This is a genomic window from Novipirellula galeiformis (genome assembly GCF_007860095.1).
GTDB classification, from domain to species: domain Bacteria; phylum Planctomycetota; class Planctomycetia; order Pirellulales; family Pirellulaceae; genus Novipirellula; species Novipirellula galeiformis.
This window is the reverse complement of the sequence record NZ_SJPT01000001.1, coordinates 1,138,088-1,163,818: the sequence shown is the minus strand read 5'-3', so window position 1 is coordinate 1,163,818 and position 25,731 is coordinate 1,138,088. Positions and strand designations below refer to the sequence as shown.

The following is a 25,731-nucleotide window of genomic DNA, read 5'->3' as shown; positions in this document are numbered from 1 at the left end:
TGCTAGTGTTGGTTTGCCGTGCTGACCAATAATTGATCGACTTCGTTGCTGACGATAACCCCATAGTTGATCGCCCCGAGCCATCCGCTCATGATGATCCCGACGCTGCCGGCGTGGTACATGCCACCGACTTGTTGAGGCAATTCGCGGCTGACGCCGAGCCCTTCGAATTTGGTTCCAAAACTGGCTCCCAACTCATGCCGCGTGTAATGATTGAACGTTCGCGGGGTCGCCGCTTCGGCGCGGTCGATTTTGTCTCGCACTCCGGGGATATATTTCTCTAACGCTTCGATGGTCGTTTCCACGAGGTCTTGTTTACTGGTCTGGTAGTCCTGTTCATTCAAATCGGCCCAGTCCGACCAGTTCGCATTGGTGCTGCTGACAATCGCATAACGATCCTTCTTTTTCTCGGGCCGCGTGCGAGGATAGTAGAAACTGAACGTGCGGCTGGTGATATCACGACTCAACAGCAAATCGGTGCGAAATTCTTTGGCCGTACTGGTGAAGAACAAATCGCCGCCCGACTCATCGATCTCTTCCCCTTCTTTTAGCGCCATATAGACTTGAGTGCTGCTGTTATTCAGCCGCACACCGTCGGTTCGTTCGACATAGTCTTTGTCGAGCACTTCGCTGCCGAGCATCTTTAGCACGGTCGTTTTTAGGTTCGCGTTACTGACCACGGCGCGACAACGAATCGTGCGACCGTTAACTTCGACCGAGTTCACACTGCCGTCTTTGACGTTGATTTTGTCGACGCCACAGCGGATACGAATGTCGACATTGTTCGATTCGAGTTCCTTCTTCATTCGAGCAACGAGGTCCTCGGTGCCCCCTTCGTAGATAAACACGCCCTTGCTCATGAAGTTACTAAACACGATCCCGTAAGTGATCGCGGGGTCTTCGAGCGTTGAACCGTTGGCATAGGTGATCGGTTCCATCAACAATCGCACGACGTCATCGCGACCGGGAAAGAAACGATCGAACAATTGACGAGTCGTGACTTGTTGGTCGTCATAAAAGTTCATGTTTCGCGCGGTATCGAAGAACTCCTTGACAGTCTCCGGCGCGATTCCAAAGTCGGTGGTCAACAATCGCGTGAAGTCTTCGCGATTGAAGCTTGTCGTGAGCGAAAACTGAGGGTTATCGAAGCGAATGTTTTTCAGTTGGACAATACGATCGGCGATGTCGCGATTCCAATAACGGCGACACGACTTGATCATTCCGTGAGGAAACCCGTGCAGCGAGACATCGAAGATGTGGCCGCCGGGGCGTAGGAACCACGTCGCCAATCCCCCAAGTTTGTAGTGCTGTTCGAGCAACAAAACGCGATGCCCGGCGCGGCCGAGAATGTTCGCGGAGGTCATTCCGGCAAGTCCGCTGCCAATCACGACCACGTCATATTCGTCCGCGGCACCTTTTAGGAAATCTTTTGCCATCGATGAAGCTACAAAAACAAAGGGAGAAACAGAGGGAGGCTAAAAGATACAGCAAAACGACGATTGTTTAGATAGGGCCTTGATCGGGCTGCAGCTCTGCAAAAACCCCCACTTGGTTTTCCGACGGCGGTTTGTCCCCGTACAAGAGAACGCCTGCATTTCCGGCCAGCCAGCGATCGTCGATCAATCGAATCGAGCTCGATGTTCCTGCTCGCACCGTCTCGTTGCCGATTCCCAATCGCAGCGCGTCATGCGTGCCGCGAAAAATCGTGACATGCTCGGCCGGCAAAACCGTCGCCAAACGTTTGGTCCCCCGCTCGCTCTGGACCGTCGCGGTAATCTTCCACTGCGAATCCCTTGGATCGGAACCAATTTTCACCGTGACGACCGATTCTCCAGGAGGCAGATCGACGGCGGCAAACCACTCGGGAGCTGACGTATTCTTAGGCCACCATGTGCTATAACACACCCGGTAACGCGGTTGATCCGGGACTCGAACACGAGCCCGATAGGTCAGCGGTTGGTCCGACGGAGCACGCGAAGCGGCGATTTCCTCTGCGGTGGAGGGCTCTAAGTAGCCATGTTCCTGACGCAAGCGAACGAGTTCCGTTTCCGCCCGCCGCACCCGACCGAGCAAGACGACCAACGCGACCCCCAACATCCCGATCGTGACCAGCCCCAAAAACTCACGCAAACTCCATTGCCGGCGTGCACGTCCCTGCGGACGGTGTTGCGGTGCGGTTGATGGATCATCCATGCCAAGATTGTAGAGTGTGAACCATGAGCGATGAAACAACCTCGGTCAATGAACTACGAATCCTGGTCGAGAAATTTGTGGCCGAGCGAGATTGGCATCAATTCCACAACCCTAAAAATTTATCGATGTCGCTCGCGATTGAAGCGGCCGAGTTGATGGAGCATTTCCAGTGGTTGACGCTCGAAGAAGGCGCCAAAGTCAAACTGGATGAAAAACGCAAACACGACGCTGGCGAAGAACTCGCAGATTGCTTGGCTTACGTGATCGCAATCGCCAACGCGATGGAGATCGATCTGAGCGAGACGCTGCGAGCAAAAATGATCCGAAATGCGGTGAAGTACCCCGCGCCGTAATACGCCTCGGCGTCGCTGAATCTACCGTTCCGCTGAGAGATCTACCGTTCCGTTGGGAGAATCGGCCGCACGAGGGTTGGCGGAACTGAGCTTGCACGATCCATCTCTAACACAACGAGGCCCCTCCCAGAGCTTGTTAGCGCTCGCTCTGACCTCCCCCAAACAAGTTTTGGGGAGGTGGAATCGTGCAGCGTCGCGAACGGCTTAGCGACCTTCGCTACGAAGACATTGGCAAGCCGAACAAACGGCGAGCGTTTTCGGTCGTGATCGCCGCCAACCGCTCGGGGGAAACGTTGCGGACATCGGCCAGACAACGAAGCGTGTGAGCGACCCGAGCTGGTTCGTTGGGCCGTTTGCCGCGCAGCGGTTCGGGACTGAGATAGGGGGCGTCGGTTTCGATGAGCAGTTTGTCATCCGGGACCATCGCCGCGACCGCACGCAATTCATCGCTCTTTTTAAACGTCACCATCCCCGCAAAGCTGAGGTGCAGCCCCATCTCTAGACACTGTTTGCCCAGCTCCAGATCGCCCGTGAACGAGTGCATGATGCCTGCCGGCACGGATGATTGCCGTCGCAATTGTTCGACAATCAAGTCGCCACTTTCACGCATATGGATCACCATGGGCAGCCCTGTGTCGCGACACAATTGCATGTGGCGATCAAAGTAATCGTGTTGCATCGGCAACGGCGTGTCGTCCCAATAACAATCCAATCCCGTTTCGCCAATCGCTTTCACGCCCGGCTGGTTGACCATCGCTTCAATCAAAGCAAAGTCCCCCTCGGCGGCTTCGGCGGCCGAGTTGGGCTGAATCCCGATCGTGGCGAACAAGTAATCCGGATACTCCACGGCAAGCTCGCACGCTCGCCGGCTGGTCTTTACATCCACCCCGACCACGTTGATACCAACGACGCCCGCTTCCTGGGATCGCGTGATCACTTCGTCAACGATTCCATCAAAGGCATCGGTATTGAGATGGGCGTGAGTGTCGAAAAGAGTAAGCGTCATGCTGACCAAAAGAATCGAGTGAGGTGATAGAAGACGGGAGCTGCAAAACACATGGAGTCGATCTGGTCCAACAATCCCGCGTGACCTTGCACGAGCGTGCCAGTATCGGTCACGCCTCGGTCGCGTTTGATCGCACTGATCGTCATCGTTCCGGCACATGCCATCACGGTCACAATCGCCCCCAGGACCCAAGCTTCCCAAGGATGAAACGGCGTGGCCCATGAGAGTGCTGCCGCAACGAGTCCGGTGGTCACCATCGAGCCCAAAAAGCCTTCCCAGGTTCGTGAGGCATTGATTTTCTCGGCGATCACTTTGCGGCCCGCGAGCTTGCCCCAGGTCCGTTCAAACACCGAGGCAAGCTGTGCAATTAATACAAAGAAAACCAACAGACTCACATTGCTGCCGTCCCAAGGAATGTTTCCGGTTTGTACCAAATCGAGATCCAATAGGGCTGGAGCGTAGCTGAGCGAATAAACGCAGATCAGCAACCCCGATTGGATTTTTGCACTGCGTTCGAGGAACCGCTTGTAGTCGCCCGCGATCGCCGCCCGCGCCGGGATGAACAAACTCGCATAGACCGGAATCATGATGCTATAGAAATCATAGAAATCGCGGTTCGGGTCTGACGTGATCCAACTTGGAGCGCTACTGCCCAACCCAATCAAAATGTATTGCAGCGGGGTGAAGACAAAAAACACCCAAAACAGCGTCCGATGGTCTCCACGCCGTGTCGGCGTCATCGTAATAAACTCACGTAACGCCCAAAACGAGACGAATCCAAACAGCACCACGACCCCGACCCGATGGAGCACAAAGCCGAAGACAAAGATGGCTAGCATCATCCACCAAACACGCACTTTGTGGTTGAAACGAGCGATCAGCGCCGACTCGATCCCCATCGGTTCGCGTCGCGAAAGCACTTCCCCAACAATCGTGGCAATCCCAAGCGCCGTCAAAATGACAGCTAGCAGAATGTAGGTGCGATTGGACAACCACTGAGCGTTTGCTAGCAGACCACATCCCCCTGACAGGGAAAAAGTAGGGTTCATCGACGACGTTAAATCGGTCGTTGAAATGGCAAGTTGGCTTAAAACGTTCACGAAAACTTTCAATGCAATGCAGTGGTCAGCCGCGAATGACGACGGTCATGGCCGCCGAAAACACGTTAGTTTGTCAACCATCCGGCGACAGAACAAACGGGGGGCCTAGTGGTTAAAATGAACGAGGTTACCGCCAAACCAAGTCGCCAACAAACCAGAATTCTCGGGGGGGTTCCAGAATTCTCGGAGTGCGAAGGCGTACGCCCCAGCTCATTGTGCCTCGAATTGTAATGGCTGAGCCTACAATCTGACGAGCGTGCCCCGATTCGATTTATCGATCCTCCGATCCAGACAATTTTGGCGTTACGCTACCAAGATTGACGCTAGCTGTTACGAATGGTCCACAAGTTGCGTGTATCGCACTGTATCGCTTTGCGCTGTCGTTTTGGCGTCGAAGTGTGTGTTTACCCAAATGAGGTGATAGAGAGCCAATGATGCTTTACTTTTTGTTTGCATTGCCCCCCTTTCTGCTTGGTCTTTACGCCCAGTGGAAGGTGAAGTCGGCATTTACGCAAATGAGCAAAATATCAACTCGGATGTCGGGGGCCCAAGCGGCTCGCCGGATGCTCGATAGTGCTGGGCTGAACTCGGTCGGAATCGAGCAAGTTGGCGGCAGATTGAGCGATCACTACGACCCGCGAGCGAAAGTATTGCGGCTGAGCAGCGACGTTTATAACGGGCATACCATGGCGGCGGTCGGCGTTGCTTGTCACGAAGCGGGGCACGCCTTCCAGGACGCTCAAAGTTATGCACCGCTGATGATTCGCAACGCCGCGGTACCGGCAGCGAACTTTGGTTCGGGTGCCGGGATTTGGATGCTGTTGGGCGGGATGTGGTTCGGCATCCCGGCGTTGGCTTGGATTGGCGTCATTTTGTTCGCGGCGGTCGTTTTTTTCCAAGTGATCAACTTGCCGGTCGAATTTAACGCCAGCTCACGGGCTCGCGAGCAACTTGTTTCTCAGGGAATTATCGCGGGCAACGAAGAGCATTACGTCGCCAAAGTTCTCAATGCGGCGGCATTGACCTACGTTGCCGCGACGCTGCAGTCGATCATGACGTTGGCGTATTACCTATTCATCCTGTTAGGCGATCGCCGCTAAACATGGGTTAGGCTTCCAGTCTGTCGCCGAGTTCCCTCGCAGATCATTTCAAGCTACGGTAGGACGATCCCCCCTCGTCCTACCGTTTTTTTGTGGTGTCCCCCCATGAGCGAACCTAATTACTTCGGTGCTCTCGAAAACGTATCCGCCGTCCAAACCAAGGCCGCCGGACCGACCGGAAAACTTCCGCTTAGCGATGAAATCCTGCGTAATTGGAGCAGCGGCGATTTATTTGGGTTAACGCAAAGCGTCGGCATGGGCTTCGATCCACGGCGGGTGCTCGGCGACCAATATCTGATCCTCAGCACCCAGGGAGGCGTGCGGAATCCGGACGGTTCTCCGGTCGCGTTGGGCTATCACACCGGACACTGGGAAGTCGGGCTGTTGGTCCAGGCGGCGGCGGAACAGATCTGTAAAAACGAAGGGGTCCCCTTTGCTGCCTTCGTCAGCGATCCCTGTGACGGCCGCACGCAGGGCACGCAGGGAATGTTCGATTCGTTGCCGTATCGAAACGACGCGGCGATGGTGATGCGACGCCTGATCCGCTCGCTGCCGCGCCGCAAAGGGGTGATTGGCATCGCAACGTGCGACAAAGGATTGCCAGCGATGATGATGGCCTTGGCGGGATGCAGTGGTCTGGCCAACGTATTGGTCCCCGGCGGCGTCACGCTGCCCCCCGCAGTCGGCGAAGATGCGGGCAAAGTACAAACGATCGGTGTGCGTTATTCACGGGGCGAAATGTCCTTGGAAGAAGCCTCACTCGAAGGTTGCCGAGCGTGTGGAACGCCGGGCGGAGGTTGCCAATTTTTGGGGACCGCTGCGACCAGCCAAGTCGTCGCCGAAGCCCTCGGAATGACCGTACCGCATGCGGCGCTCGCCCCCAGCGGTCAACCGATTTGGACGAAGTTGGCCCGCGATTCGGCGGAAGCTTCCCGGCAAATGGTGCTGCGTGGGCAAACCCTTCGTGACGTGTTGACCGACGATGCGATCTATAACGCGATGTTGATTCACGCGGCGGTCGGCGGCAGCACGAACTTGCTGCTGCACATTCCCGCGATCGCTGCCGCGGCAGGATTGAAGCGTCCCGATGCCGCCGCGTTTCGCAAGATCAACCAGTTGGTGCCTCGCTTCGTGGACTGCTTACCCAATGGTCCGGTCGGGCATCCCACGGTGCGATTGTTTTTGGCCGGCGGCGTCCCCGAAGTCGCGTGGCATTTGCGTGAATTGGGACTGCTTCGCGCCAATGCACTCACCATCACCGGTCAAACGTGGAACGAGTTAATCGACCAATGGATCACCAGCGATCGCCGCCAAATTTGTCGCGATCGACTCGCGCAAGCCGACGGTGTCGATCCCGATGAAGTGATCATTGCCCCCGCCGAGGCCACCCGTCGTGGCATGACCAGCACGGTTTGTTTTCCCAGCGGCAATCTTTGCCCCGAAGGCTCGGTTATCAAGTCGACGTCGATCGATCCAAGTGTGATCGACGAGGACAATATTTATCGCAAACGAGGTCCGGCGCGAGTATTCACGACCGAACGCGATGCCATCGCCGCGATCAAAGGACAAACCGAACCAGCGATTCAAGCGGGTGATGTGATCGTCTTGATTGGTCGCGGCCCGCTCGGCTGTGGGATGGAAGAAACGTATCAGATCACCTCGGCGCTGAAATACTTGTCGTTTGGAAAGGACGTCGCTTTGATCACGGACGCTCGTTTTTCAGGCGTCAGCACAGGGGCCTGCATTGGCCACGTTGGGCCCGAAGCGCTAGCCGGAGGACCGATTGCGAAAGTCCGCGATGGCGACCTGATCGAGATCGAGATCGACCGCGTGTCGTTGTCGGGACGGGTCGATTTAGTCCAAGCCGCCGAGGCCCCGGAATCCTCGGCCGAAGAGATCTTTGCCTCACGCCCCCCTCATCCGGGGCTCTGTGTGGAAGCGAACATGCCCGAGGACACACGTCTATGGGCAGCCCTGCAACAAGTGGGCGGCGGAACTTGGGGCGGCTGTGTTTACGATGTGGATGAGATCGTAGCGACGCTCCAAGCGGGCCTAAAAGCGAGACAGGGGCAATGAACATGCCGTTGCGCAATAGCTAGCCGATCCGGTCTCTCCCCCACGCTCCGCGGCTAGCAAACTCCATTTCCGTTGTCCTCTCCCCCTACAGCGAAAAGCCCTTGCGGGACTAGGCCACTCAGTGATAATTCGGGGGTCACTTGCTAATTCAATTACATCACCTCAAGTACCTTAGGTAGCTAGTCATGGCTTTGGTTCCTCTTCGCGTTGTTCTCGATCACGCGGCTGAAAACAATTACGGCGTTGCCGCGTTCAACGTCAACAACATGGAACAGATTCAAGCGATCATGGAGGCGGCCGAAGAAACCGATTCGCCCGTGATCATCCAAGCATCGCGTGGCGCTCGTGCTTACACCCAAGACAACTACCTGCGTCACCTGATGATCGCAGCGACCGAGTTGTACCCACACATTCCGATCGTGATGCACCAAGATCACGGCAACAGCCCTGAGACTTGCTTGTCAGCGATCGACAATGGTTTCACCAGCGTGATGATGGACGGCTCGCTCGAAGCGGACGGCAAGACCCCAGCCGATTACGATTACAACGTTCGCGTGACCGCCGAAGTGGTCAAAGCCGCTCACGCTCGCGGCGTCAGCGTTGAAGGCGAACTCGGTTGCCTCGGTTCGCTCGAATCGGGTGGCGGCGAGCAAGAAGACGGTCACGGTGCCGAAGGCGTTTTGACTCACGATCAATTGTTGACCGATCCCGATGAAGCGGCTCGTTTTGTTGCCGAAACCGGCGTCGATGCATTGGCCGTTGCGATCGGCACTAGCCACGGCGCGTACAAGTTCACCAAGAAGCCCACCGGTGAAGTTTTGGCGATGAGCCGAATCGAAGAGATTCACGCAAAATGCCCTAACACTCACTTGGTCATGCACGGCAGCAGCAGCGTGCCACAAGAGCTTCAAGACATCATCAACCAGTACGGTGGTGAAATGAAGCAAACCTACGGCGTGCCCGTCGAAGAAATTCAACGCGGTATCAAGAGCGGTGTTCGCAAGATCAACGTTGACACCGATTGCCGTATGGCGATCACCGGTGCGATCCGCAAGGTATTGACCGAAGACAAGTCGGCCTTCGATCCACGCGCTTACTTGAAGCCAGCTCGCACCGCGATGAAGGACGTTTGCGTGGCACGCATGGTCGCGTTCGGCCAAGCCGGCAACGCCGCTAAGCTGCGCAAGACCCTCGGCGCGAACGCCTAAAGCGGCTTCGGCTTTGAGAGCGTATTAAAAATTGATGTGGAATGTAGGGCCGGTTCCCACCGGCCAATCACAAGCTGGCCGGTAGGAACCGGCCCTACGACCTATCTAAAAATGCGCTAGCCTGTCCATCGTTGTCCCCCTTCCCCAACTCTTATTGGGGAAGGCTTTATAGCGGTGCGGCACAAGCCGCCCGGTCGAATTTGAACGTTTTTCCCCGCCGCTACCAAGCGAGATGACACGGGTCCGCTAGCGTCGAACTGCCCCCGTGGGGCAAATCTTATGCACACGAATCTGCTCGCTGCGTTTGACGAACACGTGCAATCGCGAGCCGATTCGGTTGCCTTAATCACTTGGGAAAACGAGCAACGTTGCTCGCGATCGTGGCGTGAATTGGCATCGCTCGTCGAGGCAACTGCAGCCCATCTTGATAACCTCTTCGCGTCATCGCCTGCTTTGCCAAAACGCATCGGCTACGCCAGCAGCAACACGATCGACGATGTGGTGTTAACCCTCGCCACCGCACGCGTCGGTGCGATCCATGTTCCAATCAGCAGCAAGACCAGCCCGGCACACCAACGAGCATGTTGGGACCGCGTCGGCGGTCACTGGATCGACGACGAATCCGCGGCCTCCTTTCGCTCCGCGAAATTTGCCGATGACGCAATGTTCGCGGAGCGAACAGCGACACTTCCCAAATCGCCTGCGCTGATTCTATGGACCAGCGGCACCAGCGGGACTCCCAAAGGGGTCACGCTCTCTCACGAAACGCTCGCCAAAAACGCCTACGCGAAACTCAAAGCGGTTCCACAATCGCCCACGGACGTGCGGCTCACCAGCCTGCCACTGGCTCATGCCTACGCGCGGACCTGTGACCTCGGCACTTGGCTATTGAGTGGCTGTACCCTTGTGCTGAGCTATGGTTACGCGGGCTGGAAACAACTGGCCGCGCACGTCCAACCGACTTTGGCCAACGTCGTCCCGAGCTTGGCTAATCGGCTTCTCAATGAAGAGGCCCATTCGTTTGGTCTGGGGCGATTAAAAATTCTTGGTTGCGGCGGTGCGGGGCTCACCACCGAAACGTTCCATCGCTGGACGGAACGAGGCGTCACCGTGATTCAAGGTTACGGGTGCACCGAGACCGGCCCGGTGATTTGCAGTGCAACTCCCCACGACCCGCAGCCCGGACTTGTCGGTTGCCCCGTCGACGGCTGGGAAATCGACATTCGCGATGGACGATTGTTTGTCCGCGGCGATCACGTGATGCTCGGTTACTGGGATGATCCCGCAGCGACCGAGCAACGGATTGACCGCGATGGCTGGTTCGAAACGGGCGACCTAGTGGAGATCGATCCCCGGTCGAACCAGTTTCGAATCTTAGGTCGTAGCGATGATGTGATCGTGCTGAACAATGGCCACAAAATTTTCCCCGCGTCGATTGAACAGCGAATCAACCAACTGCCCCGCGTCCGACATTCGATGCTCACCTATCGGGGCGGCACGCTGGAATTGTGGCTTGATATTGAGAGCGACTCTGACCCCAGCAAAATCGAGATGAGTGTGCATCAAATGTTGGCGAACGAGGTGTCGTGGCAGGTCCCTGATCAGCTTCAATTCTTTTCGCCGCCGCTGAGTGCACTCCAAGGCGAGTTGACGACAAAAGGGACAATTTGCCGCAGCCGCATTCTCCATAATCGCTTCTCGCCAAAAGCATAAAACGCATTCGAGGCGAAGATGCTCTCGAATTGCTTCGGTTCGCTTTACCCAAGTGGAAAACCGGAAGAAAGCGATGCATCCATGGCCATTTTCAGTCATTCCAAAGGATTTTAAATGAAAACTTAGTGTTTTTTTACGAGGGACAGTGTTGCCCCCCCTTTGGGTTCTTTAGTAAATCCAATGCGAAATCTAGTTTTTCCCCGAAAAAGTTGGTTCGCATGTTTTCACTCATCCAGACGCGTCGAGGTACCGTCGCCAACATTGCTCGCGGAGTCGTCATCCTCGCGATGGTGAAGTGGTTGTCCCCGCCATCAGCGATCGCACAATCGCCAACCGCCGGTAATCACAGCGAAGTACCTCAGCCTCTTGTCGTGGAAACCCCGTGGCAGTTCCATGGGAATGGAACGAATCAAAATGCGGACGCGATCATGCCATGGAGCGATCGGACGTCGGCAATAGCCCATGACACCAACAACCAAGATGTTACCGACTCCGAGGGGGAAACGTGGAGCTATCTTTCGGATGGTGAATTTCAACCGTTGCACTGTAGGACCTGTGACCTTCAGGAACAGCGTTGGGGATTTAATCGGCGGCCCTTTCAGCTAGGTGGTTGGATTCAGCAAGGCGTGACGCTGAATCCCGACAGTCCACGAAACCATTCCAATGCTCCGGTGCTATTCAATGATCGATCCAACGACTACCAACTCAACCAATTCTACGTGTACGCCGGCAAGCAAGTTCAAGTCGATGGCACGGGTTGGGATTGGGGTGCCCGAGTGGATCTAAACTACGGAACGGACAGTCGTTTTGTAACGGTTCCAGGTTTAGAGAAACACAATGACCGGACTCGCAAGTGGAATAGTGAAACATCGAAGTTTGGACTGGCCATGCCGCAGGCGTATTTGGACATTGCAACTCCGCTAGGCCCCTATGGCAGCACATTTCGAGCGGGGCATTTCTATGCTCTGGGTGGCTATGAAACATTTGCTGCACCCGACAACTTTTTCTACTCCCATTCTTACACTTACGTGTACGGCGAACCGTTTACACACTCTGGGGGAATGTGGCATGCAAAGTTGACTCCAACGTTGTCGGTTGCTGTTGCAGCGACGACGGGGTGGGATTCGTTCTACAACGAATTGGACGGATGGGGAACTCGATTTGGAATCGTGAAGGAGTTGAACGAGGGGCAAACTACGATTGCGTTAACAGCTCATACCGGGGACGACTTCACGGGCATCACCACCAGCCAAGGCACAAGTTACGATAGCCGGACTTGGGCAAGTATCGTGTTGAAGCATTATCTCAACACCAAACTCTATTATGTATTTCAGGGTGATTATGGGCGGCAAGAGCAAGCGGTAATCAAGCTGGACAATTCCAACAATACGATTGCGTTTGATGCGGGTCAGTGGTGGGGGCTGAATCAATATCTTGTCTATCAAATTAGCCACCAGTGGGCATCGGGAATGCGTGTCGAATGGTTCCGCGATGACGGAAATAGTCGCGTTGGTGTACCAATCGAATACGTAAATTCGGGTCCTGCCTTCCTTGGCAGTGACTACTACGCCATTACAGGGGGAGTTAACTATAAACCGCACCCAAACGTGTTGTTTCGAAACGAAATTCGCTGGGACGGTTCGGATGTCCAAAGCAATGCAAGTGTTCCGGGCGGGATCGCCGGAATTCGCCCATTCGATGATCGCAGTGATCAAGATCAGCTGACGATCGCAATGGACTTGATCGTTCTGTTTTAAAAACGCTGCAGATGTTTCAAGTTTGGTAAGTCAACCGTTAGTAACAAAATTCATTGGCTTGAAAGATCGAGCCCTCTACTTGGCAGGAAGCCTGATGATTCGGTACCAGCAAGCACAACGTAAACTTCGTCGTCAACTTTTCGTTGAGACGCTCGAACAACGTCAATTGTTAGCCGTCGATGGCTTCCGTATCGATCTCAGCGGCAGTGGCGATGTGGACTTATTCGATCCAAATGGTGGCGGCACGGTACAGCAAGGCTATGTTGACGGGATCGGCGGTGGCGGAAGCTCGATTGGCACCAGCAATGTCCCTGGGGTCAACAATCAAAACCCGATTGCTGGCGATGACTCGGACGTTGCGAATGAGGACGGCCCCGCGATTACAATCAACGTGGCGGATTTGCTCGTCAATGACAGTGACCCAGACGATAGCGGCACACTTTCGATTATCGCCGTGTCCAACACGGGAACACTCGGCCTTGTCTCCTTCGATTCACTCACGGGCACAATCACCTACGATCCCAACGGAGCGTTCGAGCAACTCGCCGATGGCCAAACCGCCATCGACACCTTTTATTATTCGCTTGACGATTCCAAAAATGGTCACAGTACCGGCACCGTGATTGTCACGATCACCGGGGCCAACGACGCACCGACGATTTCCGGTGCCGCCACGGCAACAGCAACCGAAGGATCGACCGCGACCCATACAGGCACGTTTGCCGACGTCGACAGTGGTGACACCATTACACTCACGGCCAGCGAAGGCAACGTCACCGACAATCTCGACGGGACATGGTCGTGGTCGCTAGCGACGACCGATGACGCGGCAATGCGTGCGATTACGATCACCGCGACGGACGCAATGGCGGCGAGCAACGACGTGACGTTTCAATTCACCGTCACCAACGTCGCACCGACCATTGCCTTGACCGGCAGTGGGAGCGCCGTTGAAGGAATTCTTTACGAGCTGACCCTCGGTAGTGTGACCGATCCAGGCGACGATACGGTCACCGGCTACACCATCGATTGGGGCGACGGCACCCCACTCGAAACGCCTGGCACGGCGGGACTCAAAACACATACCTATGCCGATGGTCCGAACGACTACACAGTCACCGTGTCGGTCATTGATGAAGATGGCACGCATACCGCCGGAACACACTCGGTCACCGTTAGCAACGCCGCTCCAATCGTGGCAGCCGATAATTCATCCGTCACGGTCAACGAAGGCGTCACCGCGAACAACACGGGAGCGTTCAGCGACGGCGGTGACGACACGGTGACTCTCTCAGCTTCGGTCGGGACTATCACGGACAATCTCAATGGCACATGGTCATGGTCGTTCGACAGCACCGATGGCCCAACCGAGAGTCAAACGGTCACCATCACCGCCACCGATAGCGATTCCGTCGCGACAACGACCACATTCGGCTTGATCGTCAACAACGTCGCCCCCATCGTCGCAGCGAACAACGCCACCGTGACGGTCGACGAAGGTCAAACGGCAACCAACACCGGCACTTACTCGGATGCGAGCGGTGATACCGTCACACTGACTGCCGACTTCGGCACGATCACGGACAACAATGACGGAACCTGGTCATGGTCGTACGACAGCACCGATGGACCGGACGAAAGCCAAACGGTGACCATCACCGCGACCGACAATGACACAGCAGCCACCACTGCCACGTTCGCTTTAGTGGTCAACAACGTGGCTCCTGTGGCCGCCGCACAAACCATCAACGCGCTCGGGAACGTGCCACTCTCGCGAGCTTGGTCGACATTGCTCGCCGGCGCCACCGACGTAGGGGATGACGTGCTCTCGGTTGAATCCATTGATTCCACGACCGGTGTGGGCACTCTCACCTTTGACAACGTGGCCGAAACGTTCCGTTATGTCCCTCAAACCGGTTTCGAAGGGACGACGACGTTTCTGTTCACCATCGCCGACTCCGACGGTGCGACGCATCAACAAACCGCGACGATTTCGATCGATCAATCACTCTGGGTCGTCGACAATTCGGCGGCGCCCGGTGGTGACGGTTCGCTGGCCTTACCCTTTCAAAACTTTACCGCCCTGAACAACGTTGAAACGGATCCCGACGCGGACGCTTCGGGCGACATTATTTTTGTCGTCGGCACGGTGACTCCCTATGATGTCACTTATGGAGTCCATAACGACGGCGGCTTTCATCTCGAAGATGACCAAGTCTTCATCGGCTCGGGACTCGCCGGGACGACACTGGAAGCCTACCTCGCGGGTATCGACATCACCGTTCCCGCAGGCAGTGACGCTTTACCTGCCATCAACGCGATTTCGCCCACGATTACCAATACGACCGGTGACGTGCTCACCGTCGCAACGGGCAACACGATTGGTGGCGTGACCTTGGACCCGGTCGCCAGTGCTGGGATCGCGGGCGACAACGCGGGTGATTTGGTCATTGAATTCACCATCATCGTGACCAGTGGCGGTACGAATGACAACGAAGGCATTCGACTTCGAAACGTCACGGGGACGATCACGATCAAGAGCACTGATATCGGAAGTGCCGATGGCCAAACCAATGCCGGAACGGCGATTCAGATCGATGGAGGTACCGCCTCATTCCAGTTCGACGACCTGGACATCGACCAGGACGGCGGCTCGCTGTTGGAAATTCTGAACACCGCTGCCTCGACGATTGCGTTTGATGAAAACAGTGAACTTACCCTTCAAGGTTCTGACGAAGCGGCAGTGACGATCACCGGCAACAATGGTGGCACGGTGAAGCTGAACAATGCCGGTTTCAACGCCGACACCACTGCGACAGTGAAGTTCAACATCACGGGCAACACAGGACTCAAGGCAACCACACCGGTCAATGACGCCCCCGAGTTCATCTTGCCGTCCTTGGTTCATACCACCTTGGAAGACGGTGGGCCGCAATCCATCACCGCCTTCGCTACCGACGTGACTCCCGGACCAGACCCCACAGAATCCGATCAAGTCGTCGCGTTCACAATTCTCTCCAACGACAACGAAGCGATCTTTGCTGTCTTGCCGCAACTCGACGCAACCGGCAATCTGACCTACACACTTGCAGACGGTGCCCTCGGGACCGCCAACATCACCGTCAACCTTAGTGATGACGGCGGGACAACGGACGGAGGCATGGATACCTCTGAAACGCAAACATTCACAATTGAAGTGGTGCCTGTCAACGACGCACCTTCGTTCACGATTTCGGCAGATCCCGCCAGCGTTCCCGAAGACAGCGGGACACAGACCCTTTCTAGTTTCGCTACCAACCTATCACCCGGTCCAGCCGATGAATCGGGGCAAACGTTAACTTTCGAAGTCACCGGCAACACCAACGCAAATCTATTCGCCGTACCGCCCACGATCAACTCAGCGGGCGAACTGACTTACACACCTGCCGATGATCTAACAGGCACCGCAACCATCACGGTTGTCCTTCACGATGATGGTGGAACAGATCATGGCGGCGTTGACACCTCGCCCTCGCAAACCTTTGTGATCACGGTGGCACCTCCCGTCAACGATGCCCCTTCCTTCACGCTGGAGCACACAACCGTGACGGTGGATGAAGATGCAGGAACGCAAACCGTAACCGGTTTCGCCAGTGAACTCTCAACGGGCCCGGCGGATGAGTCCTCGCAGACGTTGACGTTTGAGATCACCAACAACTCCAACGCGGCCCTGTTCGCGACCGCACCGACGATTGACGCAAATGGCAACTTAACCTTCACGTCTGCCGACAACGCGCACGGCACCGCAACCATGCTGGTAACACTGCGTGACAATGGCGGCACCGACAATACGGGGATTGATGCATCTCCGTCGCAAACGATCACGATCACCGTTGATCCGGTCAACGATTCACCGGTACTGGCGACGCTTTCCAATCAAACCGTTGATGAGTTGCAAACACTGAGATTTGCCGCGACAGCCACGGACGAGGAGACCGCGTCAGACGAACTGACGTTCTCTCTTGAAGGCGACCAACACTTCGGGGCCAGCATGACATCCGACGGTGAGTTCAGCTGGACGCCCACTGAGGCACATGGAGCCGGCACGTTTGTGTTTGACGTGATTGTTTCGGATGGCGACACCGACGATCGTCAATCAATCACGGTCACGGTCAACGAAGTCAACACCGCCCCCGTACTCGATTCGATCGACGATCATTCGATTGACGAAGGTTCCCAACTCCACTTCACCGCGACGGCAACCGACGCTGACCTCCCCGCCAACACGCTTGCGTTTAGCTTGGGTTCTAATGCGGCCGCCGGCGCTGCGATCACCCAAAGTGGCGAATTCACCTGGACGCCCACTGAGTCACAAGGTCCCGGCAGCTACACATTTGATATCGTCGTCACCGATGGTGATTTGACCGCAACCGAAACAATCACCGTGACGGTCGCCGACGTCAACAACTCGCCCGTACTGACAACGATTCCCGACCAGACCGGCAACGAACACGAACTCATCTCATTCACCGCTACAGCGACCGACAGCGATCTCCCCTCCGACACGTTGACGTTCAGCCTGGACGGCAACGTGCCTGCTGGTGCGGCGATCACCAGCGGTGGCGTGTTCACATGGACGCCCAGCGAAGACCAACAGGGCACCTTTGTGTTCAATGTCGTGGTCTCCGATGGCCAAGCCAACGATTATGAAACCATCACCTGGACAATCGCGGAAGTCAACGATGCTCCCGTCCTTGATGCGATCGGCGACCAGGCCGGCAACGAACACGAACTCCTCTCGTTCACGGCCACAGCAACCGACAGCGATCTCCCCTCCGATACGCAGACCTTCAGCCTGGATGGAAACGTGCCTGACGGTGCTGCGATCACCACCGATGGAGAGTTCTCTTGGACTCCCAGTGAAGATCAACAGGGAGTTTTCACCTTCAACGTCGTGGTCTCCGATGGCCAAGCCAACGATTATGAAACCATCACATGGACAATCGCGGAAGTCAACGATCCACCCATCCTCGACGCGATCGGCGATCAAACGCTCAGCGAAGGTCAACTCCATACCTTCAATGCGATCAGCGGTGATCCCGATCGACCATTCCAAGACCTGACCTTCAGCCTGACCGGAAACGTGCCTGACGGTGCTGCGATCACCACCGATGGCGAGTTCTCTTGGACGCCTAACGAAGATCAGCAGGGAGTTTTCACCTTCGACGTCGTCGTCTCCGATGGCCAAGCCAACGACTATGAAACAATCACTTGGACGATCGCCGAAGTCAACGATCCACCCGTCCTCGATGCGATCGGCGACCACAGCGGCAACGAACATGATCTCCTCTCGTTTACCGCCACAGCGACCGACGGAGATCTCCCCTTCGATACGTTGACCTTCAGCCTGACCGGAAACGTGCCTGACGGTGCTGCGATCACTAGCGGTGGCGAGTTCTCTTGGACTCCCAGTGAAGATCAACAGGGTGCTTTCACCTTCAACGTCGTGGTCTCCGATGGTCAAGCCAACGACTATGAAACAATCACATGGACGATCGCCGAAGTCAACGATCCACCCGTCCTCGACGCAATCGGCGACCAGACCAGCAACGAAAACGAACTCCTCTCGTTTACCGCGGCAGCAACCGACAGCGATCTCCCCTCCGATACGCTGACCTTCAGCCTGGATGGCAACGTGCCTGACGGTGCTGCGATCACCACCGGTGGTGAGTTCTCTTGGACTCCCAGTGAAGATCAGCAGGGTGTGTTCACCTTCAACGTCGTCGTCTCCGATGGTCAAGCCAACGACTATGAAACAATCACATGGACGATCGCCGAAGTCAACGATCCACCCGTCCTCGACGCAATCGGCCACCACAGCGTTGACGAGGGCCAATTGTTAACGTTTGCGGTCACAGCAACCGATGCAGACCTGCCAGCCGACACGCTGTCATTCAGTCTCAGCCAGAATGCACCAGACTCCGCTCACATCTCGTCAGCGAGCGTGTTCGAGTGGACGCCAAGTGAGACCGATGGCGGCAGTTCGTTCACATTCGATGTCATTGTCAACGATGGTACCACCACGGACAGCGAGAACATCACGATTACGGTTAACGATGCATCCCAACCGATACTAGCGGACGTGATCCTGGAGATCGGCAAGGCTGACATCAACGGACAAGTGGTCTACTTGAGCTACTTTGACCTGAACGCTTCGGGATCGAATCATACCGACGCGACGCGAATTGACTTGAAGCGAGTGGACGATACGGAGTTCATGCGTCCGGACGTTGATGGGGAACATCAAGCCGCTGGCTTCCATTACACCTCGTTTTCCGAATTCATGGATGCCCACGACGGTATTCATGAATTTGGAATCGACCACGACGGTGATGGTGCCTACGAGGAAACCTTCACGATCGACGTCAATCTTGAAGGCTTTACTGCGGACTCGTTCCCTAGTTACCCGGTCGTGGCCAGCCCCAGTGGGGAGATCGATGACACGACGCCCACGATCGCTTGGAACGAGATCAGTGGTGCGGAGAGCATTTATGTTTCAGCGAATTTAGTTGAAGGAGCCGGCATCGAAAACTTGGACGAGATTTGGTGGGCGCAACCGCAACTAGCAGGCACCGCAACGAGTGTCACCACCGACTCACTTCCGACCGACCAGCCTCTTCTCGCTAGCGTGCAAGCCAACTTCCGCCGCGACGATCTAGCGATAACGGCCAGCACCGATGGACTCGTTAACTTGTCGTTCTTCACCAACTCGATTGGTACATCTTCATTCACGATCGCCATACAGGATGATCTAGCAGTACTGATCGATGACGATTTCAGTAATGGTACCGGCGGCGTGCCTGAAAGCTGGACCGTGCTCGAAAACGGCGGGTCGATTGTGGAGGCGGGATCGAGCTTGACGATGCTCGCCGGCGCGACCGATGACGACTGGACGACCATCGCCTATCCCGAAACCGCGATCGATCTGCCCGGCGGCCCGGCAACGTTCAGCGTTACCCTCGATAGTCTATCAGCGGGAGCAAACACCTACGTTGGCTTCATCGAACTCGAATCCAGCGCGGGGGTCGGCCTCGATTTCCACTCCGATGGACAGATCAAACTCAGCTCTCCTGATGACGATTCTTACTACTCGGGATTGCAGCTTTCCGGCTACGATTCCACGCAACCAGTGGAACTGACTCTGTCGATCGAATCTTCGGGCGTGCAAATCAGAGCCAAGCAGGGCGACAACGAACTCGATAGCGGCTTGATCCCCAACAGCCAGCTCAATGGATTCAATGTAGCGGCCTTTACCAATTCGGTTTACGCGATCCTCGCCGTCGGCAACCCGAACGCGATCGTGGTCATCGATGAAGTGGAGGTCCGAGGAACGGAAGCCTCGGTGGAGCCCGCCGAGACCGCAGCAATCGCGGATATTGAGTTTGGTTTCGTTCAAGGTGAATTTAGTGGCGAGTCTTTCATTGCCTTTAACATTGAAATCGATACGCTCGACGATCGAGCCGACTATCAGACAGTCTTGTACGTAACGACGCCCATGGATTCGGAACCGCGAGTGCATGGCATGGGCGGCGGCGATGAGTGGATTGGCATCGATGCCGAAGAAGACCAATCGCTGACCGATTTCGTCGCGTTGCTAGACGGCAACTTCCTGTTTGAATTCGACTTCGATGGTGATGACTCGATCGACGAGACCATCACAATCCAGCTCGATACGGCGGCGATCATCGCGTCAATGTTCCCCGCCGCAATCTCGCCGACGACGCCCGCTGACGGGGCCGTCCTCACTGCGGACAATCGCGAATTGACGATCACCTTGCCTGAACATCCCACTGCCGACGAAGTGTTTGTCGAAGTCGGTAACGGGGACCTGGACGTCTGGTTCTTTGAGACCAACTTTGAAGGTGCAGCAAGCCTGACGACGCCAGCGTTGCCGACGGGTCTCGAGCTGAACATCATCGCCGCGCCTAGTCATCAGCTGCCTTCTCGCGTCGAGCAAACCGGCGGCAGTGATGTGGCCAACGTCACATTCGGCCTCTCCACCCTCTCGGTCACAACAATCGAGATCGACGATCATGTGAAAGCGATCAGCCCCGCTGAGCCATCCGGTGCGTTCGGCGGTGGCAACGATGCCGTCGGCGGTGTGGACTTCGTCGTTGAAGGGCTGGCCAATCAGGCAAACTTCAAGTTCGAATATCAAGTCTTTACGGGCGCGGAATGGCAATATGTCGCTTACGGCGATTTTGATGCGACCCTCGATCTACGCAGCACCGTGCAACAGCCAAGCGGGTTCGACGTCGTTCAGTCATGGGAGTTCATCGTCGACGACGCGGCAGGCAACGCCGTCGCATTCGATCACGCCGACCTTTCGCTCAAGTACGACGCGACGCTGCTTGGGAACGATTGGAACACAACCAGCGAGATCGCAAATCATTTGGTTGCCTATCAATTTGATGGTAGTTCGTGGCAAACGCTGGAAACACTCGCCCGTCGTCCTTCGGACTCGGAACTGGACATCCGCGCGACCGCAGCCGGATCGCATATCGTTCTCGGCTACGACATGTCCGCATCACAAGTAGATTGGCATCCCAACCATCTTGCTGGTGAAGCCGAGATGGAGGTTTATCGCGTTGAAATGGACGGTGGCGACGACTTCTATCTGAACAACATTGAGTTTTCCGCTTACGGCCCCAACATCACCGGTGCGTCGACGATCAGCGTCACGCGACCCGGCGGCGGCGTTGAAAGCGACAACGAAGAAGCAGCCCACGTTTTCCTCGAGCACCAGTTTGACACCCTTGCCGAACTTATCGCTGCCAACAATGGAACGTACACGGTTGACGTCGATTACGAAGACGACGGCACGATCGATCGACAATTCACTGTCACCTTTAACATCAGCGATTTGCTAGATGCATCACTGCCCGACGCTCCTGTGGTGACAAGCCCCACACCCGGTGCCACAATTTCCGCGAGCGATCCGAACCTGGAGATCTCTTGGGAACCACAGCTTTCGGTCGATGGAATCTTTGGCTTCGTTCAAATCGAGAATGCTCCTGGCCAAGGCGACAATGAGGAAATTGCCGAACAGACGGTATCATCAACAGCGACTCGCATCGTTGTCGAAGACGTTCCGACCGACGAGCGACTGTTCATCGGCGTCGGTGCCAGCGAAACTCAACATCACCGCAGCAGTAGCACCAGTTCGAACGGCACCATTCAAACCAAAGTCGAACTCATCACCCTCAGCACCCTGAACGTCGGAACCAGCGATCTCCGCGCCGCTACGACAGCAAACAATCATGTCTGCCACGCGGTGCTCACAACCGATCAATTGCAACCGATTGTTGATGAAGCCATCTCGCGTTTAGCGGCAACGGGAATCAGCGATGCCCAAATTGAGCAAATTGAAAACACGCGGATCGAGATCACTGATTTAGACGGAAACCTGCTCGGTTCAACTACCGAGGACGCCATCCAAATCGACGTCAACGCAGCCAACCACGGTTGGTTTGTCGACCCAACGCCCGCGGTTGACGAAGTGGACGAAGTACCGGACGATCACATCGACCTACTGACCACGATCCTACACGAGTTCAATCATATCCTCGGCAAAGACCACAACCATGCGGTCGACGACCTAATGAACACGGTTCTATCGACGGGGAAACGTCGGCTTCCTGACACTGACGAATCATCAAATTCATCCGCGCACGTGTTTGACGCCGCACTCACAGATTGGATCAGCGAACGATAAAAACATGCATCGCAAACTCATTATCATTGGCCTTTGCTTGTTGCCGTGCATGGCGGGTATTGCTTCTGCCGAAACGGTGGATCAGTGGTAAGTAAGACCACAGCATTCAGATCCAACAATCCGAGACCGTGCGGCTTATGACATCGAGCTAATCCATCCAAATGTGACGAACATCAATATTCGGTTCAAAGCACTGGGCGATCTCAGCACGCGGGTTCAGCGGTACACGGTCCCAGCGTAGGGAGAGTTTGCGGCGACGAGCGAAACGGGGATCGTATCCACCGTAAATCGCCTCCGCGATCACCCTCGTGGAGGGTGCCACGCTTGCCTCGAGTAATCCAGCACCAACGATCTCGTGGGACGCGGTCGCTGAAGCCGACTTCATGATCGTCGATCGTTCAAGCGGACAAGCCCGATGGGATAATGATCTATCCATCGATCTATAAAACCGCAGTATCCGCTTTCACCACCAGCGTGATCGGCGAACGGGCCGTGCCCAGCGAGAAGCGGCTGCCTCGCAACAGCTCGAATTCGCTGTGAAATTGGTATGCAGCCAGGGGAAATTCGCGTTGTATCTCCGCCTCCGTTCGGCTCTCTGAGTGATGTCATTTAACCCTGACGCGGGTGCGGTTTATCGTCTCACACATGTTGCAGACGCGTCGCCAGCACGGTGTTGTGTAGCAGCATCGCGATCGTCAGCGGGCCGACGCCGCCGGGAACCGGCGTGATCGCCGAGGCGACTTCCGCTGCTTCGGCGAACGCGACGTCACCAACCAACTTGTCACCGACGCGGTTGATTCCGACATCAATCACCACGGCACCAGGTTTGACCATGTTGCCCTTGATCATTTCGGGAACGCCAACGGCCGCGATCAAACAGTCTGCGGACTGGCAAACTTCGGCTAGGTTGGCCGTGCGGCTGTGGGCGATCGTGACGGTGGCATTGGCGACTTCGCGGCCACAACTTCCGTCGCGCTGCGCCAACATCATCGCCATGGGCTTGCCGACAATGTCGCTGCGTCCAACGACGACGACATGTTTTCCGGCAACGGAAATGTTACAGCGATGCAAAAGTTGCACGATTCCGTGAGGCGTGCAGGGCAAAAAACGTGGCCGCCCCTGCATCAAAAGCCCGACGTTCACGGGTGAAAATGCGTCAACGTCCTTCAGGGGGTCAACCGCATCGAGGACCGCGCGCTCGTCGAATCCCGCTCCACCATTGCCTGCGGATGGTAACGGTAACTGAACCAAAATTCCGTTAACCGAAACGTCCTCGTTCAACTGACCAATCAATTCGAGCAACTGCGTCTGGCTGGTGTCCGCAGGCAATCGGTGCGTCCGTCCCTCGATCCCCGCTTTCTCGCAAGCGCGTTGCTTGTTACGCACATACACCTGACTGGCGGGGTCTTCACCCACCAGTACGGCTGCGAGACAAGGGACGACTTTGCGAGTAAGCTCAAGTTGAAGCTTCTTAACCGCTTGGGCTACTTCCTCACGAATCTCTGCAGCAATCCGCTTGCCGTCGAGTATTTCCGCCGTCATACAGTTTCTCTCAGGAAAAAGAGTCAAATTGATCGCCATAGTGGCATTTCGGTCTCATCGTTATAGTATCTCCAAACCGCAAGAGCTTGCGGAACCCCACTGAGGTGCAAAAGCCCACCGACTGATGCACCTCTAATCAGAAAAACGAAATCTCACAGGATTCGAGTCTCGATGTCTACCGACACTCCCAAACTTAGCGCCAACGAAGCGATCAAAGAAGAAAGCAATTTCCTCAAGGGCACCATTGACGTCGAATTGAGCGAAAGCACGGACCAATTCAACAAAGACAATCTGCAACTGCTGAAATTCCACGGCACCTATCAACAGGACGACCGTGACGTTCGCTTAGCGGCCAAGAAGACCGGTGGCGGCAAGGCATTTTCAATGATGGTCCGTTGTCGGATCCCAGGCGGCCGCATCACGTCGGATCAGATGCTCGCTCAGTTGGATCTTTGCGACGAGCTCGGAAACTCCACCTTGAAGATCACCACGCGACAAACGCTGCAGCTTCATGGTGTGTTAAAAAGCGATCTGCAAAAGACAATCAATCGCATCAACGAGATCCAACTCTCGACACTCGCGGCCTGTGGCGACGTCAATCGCAACGTCGTTTGCTGTCCTGCGAAACGCACCGATGAAGTGCATCGCGACATGCAAATCCTGACCGACGCGCTCGTCGTTGCCCTCGCACCGCAGACTCCCGCTTATCACGAATTGTGGGTGAGCGATCCTGAGAGTGGCGAAACCACTCTCGAAGGTGGCGGTAGCGGCGAAGTCGTCGAACCTCTTTACGGTCCGACTTACTTGCCTCGTAAATTCAAAGTCGGCATCGCCCTTCCCGATGACAACTGTATCGACATCTATGCCCAAGACCTCGGCTTCCTCGCCGTTGTGCGTGACGGCAAGATCATCGGCTACAACGTGTTGGTCGGTGGCGGCATGGGCACTACTCCTTCGGCCAAGAAGACCTTCCCGGCAATCGCCAAACGAATGGCGTTCTGCACCCCGGAACAGGCTGTCGACGTGGCCGTCGCGGTGGTCAAGGTTCAACGTGACCATGGAAATCGCGAAGACCGCAAAATCGCGCGGATGAAGTACTTGATTGCCGATTGGGGCATGGACAAGTTCCGAGCCAAGGTCGAAGAGTACTTCGGCGAGCCGCTCAAAGATTGCACCGAAGATGATGTGCACGAAGTCGATGACCACATGGGTTGGCAAGAACAAGGCGACGGCAAATGGTCGTACGGCTTGAACATTGAAAATGGCCGTTTGTACGACAACGAAAAACATCAGCTCAAAGCGACGATCCGCGCGGTCTGCAACGAGTTCAAAACCGATCTTCGTATGACCACCAATCAAAGCATCATCTTCACCGATATCGAAGAAGGTGACCGAGAGAAACTGATTGGGATCATTCGCAAACACCGAGCGACGTTAACCGAAGATATCAGCACGGTCCGTCGCTGGTCGATAGCTTGTGTTGCCCTTCCCACGTGTGGATTGGCAATCACCGAAAGCGAACGACGTCTGCCAAGCATCATCGATTCGATTGAACAACCGCTGGCAAAACTCGGGCTGGACAAAGAGCGTTTTACGCTTCGCATGACCGGTTGCCCCAACGGATGTGCGCGGCCTTACAACGCCGACTTGGCGCTCGTTGGAAAAGCCAAGGACAAGTACACCTTGTTTGCCGGTGGTGGCTGGGTTGGCGACCGCATGGCGTACATCTACAAGGACTTGGTAAAGGATGCCGATGTCGCGGATGAGTTGATCGGGATCTTCTCGGCTTACAAGTCGAATCGTCTCGACGGCGAATCGCTGGGCACATTTTGTACCCGAGTGGGCCGCGACGATTTGGAAGTGCTAGCCGCGGCCGCGCCTCGCCCCTAACTTGGTGGCGCGGCTTTTAGTTAAGCCGTAGCAACCACA

The 25,731-nt window shown here is 55.8% G+C and carries 14 protein-coding genes; 8 read left to right on the top strand and 6 right to left on the bottom strand.

The genetic code is table 11. The annotated features are described in order from the left end of the window. Positions 1–2 precede the first annotated feature (2 nt). Together Pla52o_RS04185 and Pla52o_RS04180 are read right to left on the bottom strand one after the other, a co-directional pair. Positions 3–1,436 carry a phytoene desaturase family protein gene (locus Pla52o_RS04185; RefSeq protein ID WP_146593281.1) on the bottom strand — a complete coding sequence of 478 codons (1,434 nt, stop codon included), beginning with the start codon at positions 1,434–1,436 and terminating at the stop codon, positions 3–5. A 67-nt stretch (positions 1,437–1,503) separates the two neighbouring features. After that, a complete protein-coding gene (locus tag Pla52o_RS04180; RefSeq protein ID WP_146593280.1) occupies positions 1,504–2,193 on the bottom strand; it encodes a hypothetical protein in 690 nt (229 codons plus the stop codon). 23 nt (positions 2,194–2,216) lie between these two features. Between Pla52o_RS04180 and Pla52o_RS04175 the strand changes: the two genes are divergently transcribed. Beyond that, positions 2,217–2,546 (top strand): nucleotide pyrophosphohydrolase, encoded by a 330-nt coding sequence (locus tag Pla52o_RS04175; protein ID WP_146593279.1) that lies wholly within the window; start codon positions 2,217–2,219, stop codon positions 2,544–2,546. A 217-nt stretch (positions 2,547–2,763) separates the two neighbouring features. Here Pla52o_RS04175 and Pla52o_RS04170 read toward each other — a convergent pair whose 3' ends face one another. Then, the gene (locus tag Pla52o_RS04170) at positions 2,764–3,552 is read right to left on the bottom strand and encodes a TatD family hydrolase (RefSeq protein WP_146593278.1); all 789 of its coding nucleotides are present in this window, start codon (positions 3,550–3,552) and stop codon (positions 2,764–2,766) included. After that, on the bottom strand, positions 3,549–4,652 hold the full coding sequence (locus Pla52o_RS04165; protein ID WP_231612069.1) for a phosphatidate cytidylyltransferase: 1,104 nt from the start codon (positions 4,650–4,652) through the stop codon (positions 3,549–3,551). Before Pla52o_RS04165 ends, Pla52o_RS04170 begins: the two co-directional genes overlap by 4 nt. Positions 4,653–5,083: 431 nt before the next feature. Between Pla52o_RS04165 and Pla52o_RS04160 the strand changes: the two genes are divergently transcribed. From Pla52o_RS04160 to Pla52o_RS04135, 6 genes are all read left to right on the top strand, one after another. After that, positions 5,084–5,752 carry a zinc metallopeptidase gene (locus tag Pla52o_RS04160; protein WP_146593277.1) on the top strand — a complete coding sequence of 223 codons (669 nt, stop codon included), beginning with the start codon at positions 5,084–5,086 and terminating at the stop codon, positions 5,750–5,752. Between the two features lie 105 nt (positions 5,753–5,857). Next, a complete protein-coding gene (locus Pla52o_RS04155; RefSeq protein WP_146593276.1) occupies positions 5,858–7,828 on the top strand; it encodes a YjhG/YagF family D-xylonate dehydratase in 1,971 nt (656 codons plus the stop codon). A 185-nt stretch (positions 7,829–8,013) separates the two neighbouring features. Next, positions 8,014–9,036, top strand: a complete 1,023-nt coding sequence (fba, locus tag Pla52o_RS04150; protein WP_146593275.1) for a class II fructose-bisphosphate aldolase — start codon at positions 8,014–8,016, stop codon at positions 9,034–9,036. 279 nt (positions 9,037–9,315) lie between these two features. Then, complete coding sequence (locus Pla52o_RS04145) at positions 9,316–10,749, top strand: class I adenylate-forming enzyme family protein (protein WP_146593274.1); 1,434 nt, start codon at positions 9,316–9,318, stop codon at positions 10,747–10,749. A gap of 218 nt (positions 10,750–10,967) precedes the next feature. After that, positions 10,968–12,506, top strand: a complete 1,539-nt coding sequence (locus Pla52o_RS04140) for an outer membrane beta-barrel protein (protein ID WP_146593273.1) — start codon at positions 10,968–10,970, stop codon at positions 12,504–12,506. Positions 12,507–12,600: 94 nt separating this feature from the next. Further along, positions 12,601–22,260: a tandem-95 repeat protein gene (locus Pla52o_RS04135; protein ID WP_146593272.1), complete on the top strand. Its 9,660-nt coding sequence runs from the start codon at positions 12,601–12,603 to the stop codon at positions 22,258–22,260. A gap of 148 nt (positions 22,261–22,408) precedes the next feature. Here Pla52o_RS04135 and Pla52o_RS04130 read toward each other — a convergent pair whose 3' ends face one another. After that, on the bottom strand, positions 22,409–22,645 hold the full coding sequence (locus Pla52o_RS04130) for a hypothetical protein (RefSeq protein WP_146593271.1): 237 nt from the start codon (positions 22,643–22,645) through the stop codon (positions 22,409–22,411). 254 nt (positions 22,646–22,899) lie between these two features. Beyond that, positions 22,900–23,802: a bifunctional methylenetetrahydrofolate dehydrogenase/methenyltetrahydrofolate cyclohydrolase FolD gene (gene folD / locus Pla52o_RS04125; RefSeq protein ID WP_146593270.1), complete on the bottom strand. Its 903-nt coding sequence runs from the start codon at positions 23,800–23,802 to the stop codon at positions 22,900–22,902. A 171-nt stretch (positions 23,803–23,973) separates the two neighbouring features. Between folD and Pla52o_RS04120 the strand changes: the two genes are divergently transcribed. Further along, complete coding sequence (locus Pla52o_RS04120) at positions 23,974–25,692, top strand: NADPH-dependent assimilatory sulfite reductase hemoprotein subunit (protein WP_146593269.1); 1,719 nt, start codon at positions 23,974–23,976, stop codon at positions 25,690–25,692. The last annotated feature ends 39 nt before the right edge of the window (positions 25,693–25,731 follow it).